Below are 11,482 nucleotides of genomic sequence, written 5' to 3'. Positions count from 1 at the left end.
AGCCAGGCGAGGCCCAAGCCGCGGTGACAACGCCGGACCGCGTTGCAGAACTGGAGGCCGAACGAGACGCGCTGAAGGACCGCTGGCTTCGGGCGGAGGCGGAACTGGCCAATCTCCGTGCGCGCGCCACGCGAGAGGTCGAGGATGCGCGCCAATATGCGATTCAGAAGTTCGCACGGGACGTGGTCGAAGCTGCGGAAGACCTCCATCGTGGTCTCGCCAGCTTGCCAACACCCGCGCCGGAGGAGCCGGAAATCGTCTCGCGGCTCCGAGAGGGCCTGAGCGGGATCGAGCGCAGCTTTCTGGCTACCCTCGAACGGAATGGAGTCACGCGGCGGGATCCGACAGGAAAAGCTTTCGATCCGAACTTCCATGAGGCGGTCGCCGATCAGCCGACCACAGACCATCCTCCTGGCAGCGTCGCCCAGGCCTGGAGTTCGGTATGGCTCCTGAATGGCCGGCTGCTCCGTCCTGCCCTGGTCGTCGTCGCACGAGCCCCAGCTCAGCAGGAGGGACACGCCGCCGCTCCCTCGCAGGCCGACGATGGGCCGCCTCCATGAGCCGGTGAGGCGGTCCAGGCCGCCGACCGGCGCGCCAGGGGAAAGCCGCTCCCGCCATTATCACGGGCCGTGAAGCGGTGCCTGCGGGCCGGGTGCTCGGAAGCGTTCGGCTGCGCCGAGAAGGTGCCCAGGGCTTCAGGCCCTGGGCACCTGCGAGGGTCATCCGGCCTTGATCGCGATACGCTTGGCCTTGTTCTGGCTCTCCGGCCGCTTCGGAAGCGTCACCGTGAGCACCCCGTTCTTGAACGAGGCCTCGATCTTGTCCGGATCCACGTCCGCGCCGAGCTGGATCGAGCGCTGGAACTTGCCGTGCCACCGCTCGGTATAGGTCGGGCTCTCGTTCTCGGACTTCTTCTCCCCCTTGAGCGTCAGCACGTCGCCGTTCAGCGTGAGCTCGACGTCCCTCTCCTCCAGGCCGGGGAGTTCAGCGACGACGCGCACGTCCTTGTCCGTCTCGGACACCTCGACATGCGGCCACGCACCCGTCCAGCCCCCCTGGGCAACGGGAAGACCAAAGCCACGCAGGAAGTCGTCGAAGGTGCGGTTCATCTCGCGATGCAATGCGAGAAGCGGGTTTTCGTCCCCGGAGTAGCGGGACGCCGGCACGTTCCGGTCGCGGCTCCAGGGCATCAGGCCTTTCATGTCCATGACACACCTCATCTCATACGAACAGGAGGCGTGGGCGCCAGCTCGCTGACGCCCACACCGACTGTTTGTTCAAACGACCGGCTGTTGGTCAGGCCGCCTCGCTCTCGATCTGCTGCGGCTGATTGCTGTTCGCGATCTCGATGCGCCGCGGCTTCAGAGCCTCGGGCACCTCGCGGACCAGATCGATGCACAGCATGCCGTTCTCCAGGCTGGCGCCGGCAACCTTCACGTAGTCGGCCAGGCTGAACTGGCGCTGGAAGGACCGGCCGGCGATCCCGCGGTGGAGATACTGGCCACCGTTCTGCTCGGCCTTCTTACCGGCGACAACCAGCGAGTTCGGCTGCCAGGTGATCGTCAGCTCGTCAGGCGTGAAGCCCGCGACGGCCAGCGTCACACGGTACGCGTCCTCGCCCGTCTTCTCGATGTTGTAAGGCGGGTAGTTGTCATCCGGATTGAGGCGCAGAGCGTCCTCGAACATCCGGTCGAAGCCGATCAGCGACCGGCTGAGCGGAGCAAGATCTATCATTCCCATAACCACATCCTCCTTCGAGCGACATGGATACAAGATGCACATTGCCTCGCCGGGCCCTTGTAAGCGCCCGCGCGATTTGCCGGCCCGAACTGGCGACCGGCTAAGTTCGATCTAGTTGAATTGCCGCCGCCTTCAAGAGGGTCCGCCACGGTCCACACGCTGTCCGAGTTCACTCGTGTCCTCCATGGGCTCCTTTTCCGGAACAAGATCCCCTGGAGCAGGCACTTTCACCCTTGAAGGGATGTGACAAGATGACTGCCATTTTTGACGTGCCACTTGGGTCGGGGCTGAGGGTCTGGAAACAATGTCTGGCGAGAACAGATTCCTATTTCGTGCTGCGGTGGTCACGGCCGCTCTGCTGACGCTCGCTGTGGTGTGGCAGACGATACCCCTCATCCAGGCTGAGCTGCTGGCCTCACGTGCTACGCCCCGCCCCGTTATCCCGCGGGGGGACCTAGCGGAGGATGAGCGGAGCACCATCGCGTTGTTTGAGGCAACCCGTGGCTCGGTGGTTTACATTGCTACTACCGAGCGCGTCGTGAACCCATGGACACGTAACCCGTTGCAGGTGCCGCGGGGTACCGGCTCGGGTTTTGTCTGGGACCATATAGGGCACGTTGTCACGAACCATCATGTTGTCGCTGGGGCCTCGAGCGCGGCTGTGCGCCTTGCCGACGGGCGGGCGTTCAGTGCGGTGCTGGTTGGAGCAAGCCCTGAGCATGACCTGGCAGTGCTGCGGATCGGGGTAGGTATCGGAAGGCCAGATCCGCTGCCCGTCGGGACCAGTCACGATCTGCGTGTCGGACAGAAGGTGTTTGCCATCGGAAATCCGTTTGGTCTCGACTGGACTCTAACGGCTGGGCTGATCTCTGCCCTCAATCGGGAGCTGCCGGCCGATGCGGGGAGTGTCATCGAGGGTCTGATCCAGACTGACGCGGCGATCAACCCCGGCAATTCGGGTGGTCCACTGCTCGACTCCGCTGGCCGCCTCATCGGCGTGAATACAGCAATCTACAGCCCCTCCGGCGCCTATGCAGGAGTCGGGTTTGCGGTGCCGGTCGATACCGTGAACCGCGTCGTTCCGCGACTCATCGCCGCAGGACGGTATGTCCGCCCATCGCTCGGAGTGCGGACTGAGCAACAGATCAATGCCGCTCTCTCCGCGCGCCTTGGACTGGAAGGCGTCTTCGTCCTTGACGTGGAGCCCGGTTCCGCGGCGGAGAAGGCCGGGATCAGGCCGGTACGGCTTGGGCGCGACGGCAGCATCCAAACTGGCGATGTGATCACGTCAGTCGGAAGCCGGCCGGTGCGCCTCGTGCCCGACCTGCTCAGCGCACTTGACCAGTTCGAGCCGGGCCAGGAGGTGTCTCTCACGCTTCTGCGTGACAGCGAGCGGGTAGAACTCGCTGTAACCCTGGACGCCGGCCGCTGATGAGACGTTGCTACGCGGTTTGGTCGGCGGCAGCGTAATGACGCAATCCTGGTGCGCGAGGGGCGAGGAGCAATGCCTCATGGGACGCCGACGCCTGTCCGATACTGCTGCTGCCCCCTTGGACCTGACAAAGGTGGTACATGCGACCACCGATAGCGGCGTGTTCGAGGTAATAATCCCGCGCCCACCGAACGCCCATGATCCGATGAGGCGGCTTCCTGTCCGCGGCGCCTGAAGGCCTTAGCTCGACTCGTATGAGGCGGATCGGCAAGCGGCTTTGTCGTGGCGAGCGTCGTTTGGGCGAGGGTGAGCCGGGCAATGGCAGCGAGGGGCTCGCTGCTTCACTCGTATCCGGCGGAACATGGCGTTCCCACCAAGATGCCTCATTCAGGGCAGGCCGGCTCGGGGTGGTGGGACCCATCTTTGGCGACGGTTTTGAAACCCCGTCGAGCTCCGGTCACACACCACCCCCGCCCGGCACGACGCGTCGGACTGCGACGCCCCGGCCGAACCTTGTTGATCAGACGGTTGCCGTCTTCAGGCGTGCTCCCTTGGGCACGAGCCCGGTTGTGACATAGCGCCACAAGGCAACCAGCAGCTTCCTGGCCAGGGCAACGGCGGCAATCTTGCGCATGCGCCCGCGGGTTCCGTTGCAAGTTTGCGGCGCCTCCCTGAGCCGGTACAATCCTTGGCATGGCGAGACGGCGGCGAGTGGCCTCGGTGAGGCCGGACCAATCCTTCAAGGGGCGGCAGTTCACCGCCGAGGTGATCCTCTGGGCGGTTCGCTGGTACCTCATGTTTCCGGTGAGCTACCGCGACCTCGAACTGATGCTGGGCGACCGTGGTGTTGAGATCGCCCACACCACCCTCTTTCGCTGGGTCCAGACCTACTCGCCGAAGATCGAGAAGCGGATCCGGCCGCATCTGCGGCCGAGCAACAGCTCATGGAGGGTTGACGAGACGTATGTGAAGGTGAAGGGCCGCTGGGTGTACCTGTATCGTGCGGTGGACAGCCGTGGGCAGACAATCGACTTCCTGCTTTCGGCCAGGCGCAACGCGGAGGCCGCGAAGTGGTTCTTCCGCAAGGCGCTCGGGCAGCCGCATACGGTGAACCCACGCACGATCACGGTGGACAAGAACCCAGCCTACCCTTGCGCCCTTGAGCAGTTGAAAGAGGACGGCGAGCTGTGGCGACGCTCGCGGATGCGGCAATGCAAGTTTCTCAATAACATCGTGGAACAAGACCACCGGCGCGTGAAACGCCTGGTCAGACCAGGGCTGGGCTTCGGCGGCTTCCATACTGCACGACGTACATTGGCAGGCTACGAGGCGATGGCGATGATCAGGAAGGGACAGGTTCGGAAAGTCGGTGGACGAGACATGCGGGCCCAGGCCAACTGCGTCGCCGGGCTGTTCCAGGCCGCCGCCTGATCTGGAGCCTGTCGCTGCCATTCGCGATCTGCCGCAAACTTCGCAACACAACCCCTCGGCCTGCTGGTTGACCGCGAGGCGGCCGAGCGGGAAACCCGGCGCCTGACGACCCGGCTCAAACACGCCGCACTCCGCCACAATGCCAGCATCGAGGACGTCGACCTGCGCACCCCGCGCGGCCTCGACCGGGCGCTGTTCCAGAAGCTGGTCGCAGGCGACTGGATCGACCGCCATGAGGGGCTGCTGGTCACCGGCCCGACCGGCGTCGGCAAATCCTGGCTGGCCTGCGCGCTTGCCCACAAGGCCTGCCGCGACGGCCGCCGCGTGCTCTACCAGCGCGTGCCCAGGCTGTTCGAGGCGCTGGCCATCGCCCGTGGCGATGGTCGCCACAGTCGTGCCCTCAAGGCTCTGGCCCGGGTCGAGCTGCTGGTGCTCGACGATTGGGGCCTGTCCGTTCTGACCCAACCCGAACGCGAAACCCTGCTGGAGATCCTGGAAGACCGCCACGGGCGCAGCTCCACCATCGTCACCAGTCAGGTGCCGGTCGAGGGATGGCACGCGGTGATCGGCAGCCCAACCCTGGCCGACGCCATCCTGGACCGCCTCGTCCACAACGCCCACCGCATCGAACTCAGCGGAGAAAGCATGCGACGCATCACCGCCAGACGCGCCACGACCACCGAAACGCTTGACGCCAAAGAGCCTTCCTGAACGATTAGCCAATCGGCTTGAAGCCTGCCCACGATGCCGTGGAATTCGTGCCCACGATCGCCTGGAACTGCTGCCCACGATCACTGGAATACGCACGCGACTGCGTTGCCTAGCCGCTTGCGGGCCGGCGCGTCGCTGAGCGCCTCAGTTTTGGATCAATCCTACTGGAGAAAGCCGATCCAGCGGCCCGCAAGGATCACCCCGCCCCAGACAAGAAGGGATGTCGCCGCGGCCACGCGCAAGGACCCGTGCATCGGGCCGCCCGCGAGAGCGACGCGCCAGCTGGGATTTGCATGGAGAGCGACGACGTTTACCAGGCCCAGCCCGATCAATCCGAGCTTGAGAAGAAAGGCCGGGTTCTCGGCATAGGCTAGCGGGCGGGTACTGAAAAGGAGGAAGCCTGTGGCTGCGGCCAGGGTAAGCCCGCAGGCGGCAACCCGCACCGCAGGCCTCGCGACAGCTGCGAGCGGGATGTCGCGGAACAGGCCAAGAAGCCGCAGATCCAGGACCGCGATAGCGCCGAAGAGCAGAGCAAGTGCGAGGATGTGGGCGGCGTTGATCAGCGGGTAGGCGATGGCGGAGCGCGAAAGGGCTACGCCGATCGGCCAAGTGGCCAGACCTTGAAGAAATGCCTGCAGGGTGAGGCTCAGCTCCGGATGCGTTCTGGGTAGATGTCGTAAGTTCGTTCGCGAACCTGAAGACGCACGGCCTTCATGCGGCGCTCTCCCCGTTCACGAGCCCGGTTGCCGATGGCCAGGACCATGTCGCCGGCCTTGGCTGAGTTTGCGTCGAAGCCGGCCCGCGCGGTCTGGCTGGGGTTCCCAAGCTCCACCAGCCACAGGCCGTCACCGGGAACCTCAACGCGCAGCGTGGGATGGGGCTGGCCAACATAAACCTCGCGAATGGTGCCCCGCAGTTCCTGCTGTTCGTCCTCCGCCCACGACCAACCATGATGCGCCGCCGCGCTGGTCAGGCTTGCGGCTGCCGCGAGCGCCGAGAGCACGCCAACGCCCAGGAGTTCGCGCCGACCTGTTCTGCCTGCCATCGGATCGTTCCTTTCGTTCATCCACGCGCCGCAAATAGGTTGCCAACCCGCGGATTCCAGCACTTCCGGAGTTCAACGTCCGCAACAGCCGAATGCCTTAGCGGTTTGGTGCAAGCCACATGCCCCAAGGCCGGCACATGGCCATTCCGCAGAGACCTTGGTGCATGGGTCGTCCGGCTGGGCACCCTCGGGTAGGTTGGCGTGAGGGCTAACCCTCGATGGCTAATGAGGCGCCCGCCATGCCGTACAAGGCCAATGCCGACCGCCGGCACCGCATCCCAAAGCAGCGGCACCGGGTGACGAACTGGCCCTCCTACGAGGCTGGTCTGCGCGCCCGCGGCAGCCTTACCGTGTGGTTCACGGCAGAGGCGATCGATGCGTGGGGCGCAGAGCCCCGCACTGGCCGTGGTGGTCAGCCCCGCTACTCCGACCTGGCCATCACGACGGCGCTGACCCTGCGGGCGGTGTTCCGCCTGGCGCTGCGCCAGACGGAAGGCCTCATCGCCTCCATCATCGGCCTTCTCGGGCTCGACCTCGCCGTGCCCGATCACAGCACGATAAGCCGCCGGGCCGAGACGCTGGAGGTGCCGCGTCCTTGTTCTGGGCGCGAGCCCGTGCACCTGCTGGTGGACAGCACGGGATTGAAGCTCTGCGGACCCGGCGAGTGGCTTGTGGAAAAGCACGGCACAAGGACGCGGCGCGGGTGGCGCAAGCTCCATCTTGCCACCGATGCCGACACCGGGCGGATCATCGCGTCGGCGTTGACCGACAAGGAGACCGATGACGGCTCGCGGGTGGGGCCTTTGCTCGACCAGGTCGACGGGCACGTGGCGTCCTTCACCGGCGATGGAGCCTACGACCGGGACGACGTCTACGCCGGGGTTGCCGCGCGGCACCCGGCGGCCGGCGTCATCGTCCCACCCCGATCAAGCGCGGTGAGGAGCGATACGGCTGAGACCGCGCCGACGCAGCGGTCCGGAGTACGTCCGCCTCACATGAGCCCCGATCAGGGTAGGGCGCAGTCCGGCCACACCCGCGAGCCATGCAACACGCTGCCGCCGCATCAGACACCGCTGCCGGCCGGCCCGGTGCAGAGGGCGGCGGCTTCAACTCGACCGGTGCTCCTGTACGAGCCCGTGAATAAAGCGAAGCTTCTCGACGGCCAGGGGCGACAGGACGAAGGGATACAGGTCCGGCTGTCCCATGGAGCGGTTCAGGCTGTTGGCGGCTTGGGACAGGGGCAGCCAGTTCTCGATCATCAGATCGAAGGCCGGGGGCCGATAAGGGTCGAACTCGATGGCTGCCCGGAAGCGCTTGGCGCCGTTGCGCGGATGGATCTCCATGCCATGTGCCGCTGCGGTCTCCAGCGTATCGACCATGTGAAGGTAGTGCGCCCAGGACTCCGCGAAGTCCTCCCAGGGGTGGGCCGTGGCGTATGCGGTGATGCAGCACGACTGCCAGCCGGTAGGGGGCCCTTCGGCGTAGTAGGTCCGCAGAGCCTGGCTGTAGTCCACACCTTCATCGCCGAACACCGCGCGGCAGGCCTCCACTTTGTCTCCGTCCCGAACCAGCCGGTTCCAGAAGTAGTGCCCGGTCTCGTGCCGTAGATGTCCAAGCAAAGTGCGGTAGCGCTCACCTAGAACCTTCCGCATTCGCTCGCGCTCGACATCGTCGGCCTCGCGCAGCGCGATGGTGATCAGGCCGTTGCTGTGGCCCGTCATGACGCGCGGCGCATCAGGGTCGGGTGGGTCATCCAGGAAATCGAATGCCAGGCCATCCCGCTGTTCGTCTCGGGTGAGCAAAGGTAGCTGGAGCTTCACCATAGAATAGAAGAGCCGGTGTTTGGCGCCCTCGAGCTTCCGCCAGCGGGCAAGGTTTTCACTGTGCGTCGGGTCGGAAATGCAGCGGTTGTGACGGCATGCCAAGCAGAGGCTGTCCTTACTCTCGGCCGGGACCATCCAGTTGCAGACCTGAAGCCGGGCATTGCTGCAGAATCGGTAGCGCCGCCCAGGCCAGACACGAGCGAGCCAGACCTCTGCTTCGCTATGCAGCGCTTTGGCCGCATCCTGAAGCCCCACCTGCTGCAAGGCCTCCACGAGTTCGGGGCTCACCTCGGGCTCCAGGGCGGACATGAGACCGACCTCGGGCAGATAGCCCACATGCGAGGAGCAGGTTCCGCAGCGGGTATTCTCAAAGTAGACCGTCTCACCGCAAGCCTGGCACCTGAACAGTCTCATTCAATCCCCCAACAGGGCGTCATCCAGAGGCGATAGTGCTCCTGGGATGCTTCGGCTCCGCCTCGTCCAGCTCGGCCAGAGGGTTCTTCCGGAGGCTGATGATCTTCCGGATCATGAGCATGGATCAGTGGGCACTCCTGGACCGGGGCCTTCCCCCGACTTTCGAGGGCGCGGCGTTCGGGCAGCTGAGGAGCTCTTCCGGAGGAGTGGGGCGCGGATCAGCCGGGAACCTCGTCCGTCTGCACAGCGAAGCTGCTCAGGATGTTCGGGCCGAAGGTGGTCGTGATCGCGACGTCCGTCGCATCTTGCCCGCGCGCCAAGAGGACGCGACCAATCCGCGGTGTGTTGTTACGCGCGTCGAAGACATGCCAAGCTCCCCCGAGATAGACCTCGAACCATGCCGCGAAGTCAGGAACCCCCCAGGGTTGTGGCGTTCCCATGTCCCCCAGGTATCCGGTGCAGTAGCGTGCAGGAATGTTCAAGCAGCGGCAGAACGTGATGGCGAGATGGGCGTAGTCTCGGCACACGCCTGTTCCCTCACGGAAAACTTCGGCAGCAGTGCGCGTGGACCGGGCGGCTTGGTAGTCAAAGGAGATATGGGCATGAACGTAATCACAAATCGCCTGCACGCGCACCCAGCCTGGGGTCAGTTCACCGAAAAGCCGAAAGGCCGTATCGGACATCAGATCCGTTTCGCAGTACCGGCTGCCGAGTAGGAAACCGATTGCCTCGTCGGGCAGGTCTTCGATGCGGTGTTCCATGGCGGAAGGAGCCAGCACATCCGGCAGGCCACTGTCCTGTACCAGTGCGCTGTTGGACAGGGTGAAGCGCCCGGGAGGTGCGACCAGGCGGGTTCCGATATTTCCGAACTTGTCCGTATACGAGAAGGCCGGAACCGGTGGATCGAAAACCGGCCTCTCGGGAACAAGAATGTCACTTGCTCGACTTGGATGAATATTGAGCATCATCACCATCGGCGTGGCTTGCTGAAGCTCGTAGACGAGTTTGTATCCGACCTGGATATGCATGCGGCTTCCCTCGATGAATGGCAGCGCGCAAGTTCAGCAAGGCCCCAGTGGGCGGTGCATGGGTTCTTATCGCGGGCGAGGCCTGCTGATAGCGCAATTTCGAGGCTAATGTCGATGAACGTTAGCGGATCGTTCCAGAATAGCAGAGGCAACCAATGAGCGCTGCTCGTGGTATTGCCGCGTCGTTTAACCCTGGCCGGAACGGAGCTGCCGGGCCGCTTTGGCCGGATGTCGTCTGAGAGCATGGGCAACGTGTCTGATGAGAAGACGAGTTAGCTCGCCCGATGGAGGGTATGGCAGAATCACCGGTCCACTTGGACGTAGGTCCCTATCGCCTGCCCCGGAAGGCTCTCCCACCGGGCGCGCTGGCACTCGATGCCTGCCATCAGGTGCGGCGCGGCACCGTGTTGCATGGCTCGCGGGTGTGGGCGGACTGCGCCCTACCCTGATCGGGGCTCATGTGAGGCGGACGTACTCCGGGCGTCCGAGTTCGAGCATGCGGTTGAGCACGTCGACGGCGACGGCAACCTCGGCTTCCTGACGCCCGTCGGTCTGCGAGCGTAGGCCGTCGCCGATGACGCGCTTCCATCGCGAGATGTCGGCCTCCACAAGGGCGCGCCAGTTGTACCCTGACGCCCGCTGCCAGCCCATGCGGCCGCGCTCGGTGATGGTCTGCAGATGTTGGTCCCGCTGCGTCGGCGCGGTCTCAGCCGTATCGCTCCTCACCGCACTTGATCGGGGTGGGACGATGACGCCGGCCGCCGGGTGCCGCGCGGCACGGCGACTTATCGTGCTGTGATCGGGCACGGCGAGGTCGAGCCCGAGCAGGCCGATGATGGAGGCGATGAGGCCTTCGGTCTGGCGCAGCGCCAGGCGGAACACCGCCCGCAGGGTCAGCGCCGTCGTGATGGCCAGGTCGGAGTAGCGGGGCTGACCACCACGGCCAGTGCGAGGCTCTGCGCCCCGCGCCTCGGTCGCCTCTGCCGTGAACCACACGGTAAGGCTGCCGCGGGCGCGCAGACCAGCCTCGTAGGAGGGCCAGTTCGTCACCCGGTGCCGCTGCTTTGGGATGCGGTGTCGGCGGTCGGAATTGGCCTTGTACGGCATGGCGGGCGCCTCATTAGCCACCGAGGGTTAGCCCTCGCGCCAGCCTAACCGAGGATGCCCAACCGGGCGACCCATGCACCAACGTCCTCCCGCGCTGCAAGTGCGACTTGAGAGTCTGGCATGTTGGTTGGGTGCTGTCTTCTGTTCGCCCTGTTCATGTAGTCGATAGGAGACTGCGGGCCCTGATAGAGTCTGCGAATCAGATTCCATTCTGCTTCGCGAGCTATGATGCCTTCGACAAACTACGGGTTGTCTCTGTTCCCGGCCTGACCGGTCTCGCCATCACGTTGCGTCGTTAACATTACGAGCCGGTCCTCTGTTCCTTTGTCACGGCCTGTGTCAGGTGATCGATCATCGGATCGTGGATCCCGAGACGCTGCAAGCCATCCTGGGTCTGGAACAGGTACTCCGCCGCTGTTCCGAGCTGCCCCTTTGCCGTCGCGAGACGCTGGATGACCACGTCCTCGGGCAGCGCGGCATATTGTGGCCCGCTCCGGTTAATGGTGAAGGCGAGCCCAGTGCCAAACACCTGTCCCGTGCTGTCGTGCAGCGCGACCCAGTGCGGGACATAAGCTCCGGTCAGCATCTCCCGTCGCCAGACGATGGAGAGCTCCTCGAAGAGCGCCTCTTCGGCGATCCGGAAGGCTACCCCGGTGCAGGATCCGCCACGGTCGAGGGCAAGGACCAGACCTGGATTGTCCGGGGTCCCGCGTCCGGCCGGGGTCGAAAGACAGAACGTCCTCTGCCAGTC

General features: G+C 64.8%; 11 protein-coding genes and 3 pseudogenes. 5 read left to right on the top strand and 9 right to left on the bottom strand.

Going from position 1 to position 11,482, the window contains the following annotated elements; genetic code table 11:
- Positions 1-560: nucleotide exchange factor GrpE (locus ACO1BU_RS33750; RefSeq protein WP_424140304.1), on the top strand; the 560-nt coding region annotated here is incomplete at its 5' end.
- 159 nt (positions 561-719) lie between these two features.
- On the opposite strand, the gene ACO1BU_RS33745 is transcribed toward ACO1BU_RS33750, so the two are convergent.
- Both ACO1BU_RS33745 and ACO1BU_RS33740 read right to left on the bottom strand, forming a co-directional pair.
- Positions 720-1,208: an Hsp20/alpha crystallin family protein gene (locus ACO1BU_RS33745; protein WP_424140303.1), complete on the bottom strand. Its 489-nt coding sequence runs from the start codon at positions 1,206-1,208 to the stop codon at positions 720-722.
- A gap of 88 nt (positions 1,209-1,296) precedes the next feature.
- The gene (locus ACO1BU_RS33740; protein WP_424140302.1) at positions 1,297-1,740 is read right to left on the bottom strand and encodes an Hsp20 family protein; all 444 of its coding nucleotides are present in this window, start codon (positions 1,738-1,740) and stop codon (positions 1,297-1,299) included.
- A 304-nt stretch (positions 1,741-2,044) separates the two neighbouring features.
- Here ACO1BU_RS33740 and ACO1BU_RS33735 point away from each other — a divergent pair, with 304 nt between their 5' ends.
- On the top strand, positions 2,045-3,172 hold the full coding sequence (locus tag ACO1BU_RS33735; protein WP_424140301.1) for a S1C family serine protease: 1,128 nt from the start codon (positions 2,045-2,047) through the stop codon (positions 3,170-3,172).
- A 520-nt stretch (positions 3,173-3,692) separates the two neighbouring features.
- On the opposite strand, the pseudogene ACO1BU_RS33730 reads toward ACO1BU_RS33735, so the two are convergent.
- A pseudogene (locus ACO1BU_RS33730) lies at positions 3,693-3,812 on the bottom strand (IS110 family transposase); the annotation flags it as partial.
- Positions 3,813-3,892: 80 nt separating this feature from the next.
- Between ACO1BU_RS33730 and ACO1BU_RS33725 the strand changes: the two are divergent.
- Together ACO1BU_RS33725 and istB are read left to right on the top strand one after the other, a co-directional pair.
- Positions 3,893-4,603 (top strand): IS6 family transposase, encoded by a 711-nt coding sequence (locus ACO1BU_RS33725; RefSeq protein ID WP_424140300.1) that lies wholly within the window; start codon positions 3,893-3,895, stop codon positions 4,601-4,603.
- 57 nt (positions 4,604-4,660) lie between these two features.
- Positions 4,661-5,314, top strand: a pseudogene (istB, locus tag ACO1BU_RS33720) (IS21-like element helper ATPase IstB); the annotation flags it as partial.
- Positions 5,315-5,475: 161 nt separating this feature from the next.
- Here istB and ACO1BU_RS33715 read toward each other — a convergent pair.
- Positions 5,476-5,859, bottom strand: a complete 384-nt coding sequence (locus tag ACO1BU_RS33715; protein WP_424140305.1) for a DUF6644 family protein — start codon at positions 5,857-5,859, stop codon at positions 5,476-5,478.
- 101 nt (positions 5,860-5,960) lie between these two features.
- Entirely contained in the window at positions 5,961-6,359 is a 399-nt protein-coding gene (locus ACO1BU_RS33710; protein ID WP_424140299.1) for a DUF6152 family protein, read from the bottom strand.
- Between the two features lie 218 nt (positions 6,360-6,577).
- On the opposite strand from ACO1BU_RS33710, the pseudogene ACO1BU_RS33705 reads away from it, so the two are divergent.
- A pseudogene (locus ACO1BU_RS33705) lies at positions 6,578-7,297 on the top strand (IS5 family transposase); the annotation flags it as partial.
- Positions 7,298-7,465: 168 nt separating this feature from the next.
- Here ACO1BU_RS33705 and ACO1BU_RS33700 read toward each other — a convergent pair.
- The 4 genes from ACO1BU_RS33700 to ACO1BU_RS33685 all read right to left on the bottom strand — a co-directional run.
- On the bottom strand, positions 7,466-8,596 hold the full coding sequence (locus ACO1BU_RS33700; RefSeq protein ID WP_424140298.1) for a zinc-binding metallopeptidase family protein: 1,131 nt from the start codon (positions 8,594-8,596) through the stop codon (positions 7,466-7,468).
- 218 nt (positions 8,597-8,814) lie between these two features.
- Complete coding sequence (locus tag ACO1BU_RS33695; RefSeq protein WP_424140297.1) at positions 8,815-9,624, bottom strand: transglutaminase-like domain-containing protein; 810 nt, start codon at positions 9,622-9,624, stop codon at positions 8,815-8,817.
- Between the two features lie 456 nt (positions 9,625-10,080).
- A complete protein-coding gene (locus ACO1BU_RS33690) occupies positions 10,081-10,731 on the bottom strand; it encodes a transposase (RefSeq protein WP_424140296.1) in 651 nt (216 codons plus the stop codon).
- A gap of 301 nt (positions 10,732-11,032) precedes the next feature.
- On the bottom strand, positions 11,033-11,482 hold a 450-nt coding region (locus ACO1BU_RS33685; RefSeq protein ID WP_424140295.1), incomplete at its 5' end, for a gamma-glutamylcyclotransferase.

The organism is Roseomonas chloroacetimidivorans, from assembly GCF_049629625.1.
In the GTDB taxonomy this organism is placed as follows: Bacteria; Pseudomonadota; Alphaproteobacteria; order Acetobacterales; family Acetobacteraceae; genus Roseomonas; species Roseomonas chloroacetimidivorans.
The sequence above is the reverse complement of the archived record's forward strand: the minus strand, read 5'-3'. Positions and strand labels throughout refer to the sequence as shown.

Coding starts and splice junctions, on each gene's coding strand:
- ACO1BU_RS33745 (WP_424140303.1), bottom strand. CDS start 1,208: ATGGACATGAAAGGCCTGATGCCCTGGAGCCGCGACCGGAACGTGCCG.
- ACO1BU_RS33740 (WP_424140302.1), bottom strand. CDS start 1,740: ATGGGAATGATAGATCTTGCTCCGCTCAGCCGGTCGCTGATCGGCTTC.
- ACO1BU_RS33735 (WP_424140301.1), top strand. CDS start 2,045: ATGTCTGGCGAGAACAGATTCCTATTTCGTGCTGCGGTGGTCACGGCC.
- ACO1BU_RS33710 (WP_424140299.1), bottom strand. CDS start 6,359: ATGGCAGGCAGAACAGGTCGGCGCGAACTCCTGGGCGTTGGCGTGCTC.
- ACO1BU_RS33700 (WP_424140298.1), bottom strand. CDS start 8,596: ATGAGACTGTTCAGGTGCCAGGCTTGCGGTGAGACGGTCTACTTTGAG.
- ACO1BU_RS33695 (WP_424140297.1), bottom strand. CDS start 9,624: ATGCATATCCAGGTCGGATACAAACTCGTCTACGAGCTTCAGCAAGCC.
- ACO1BU_RS33690 (WP_424140296.1), bottom strand. CDS start 10,731: ATGCCGTACAAGGCCAATTCCGACCGCCGACACCGCATCCCAAAGCAG.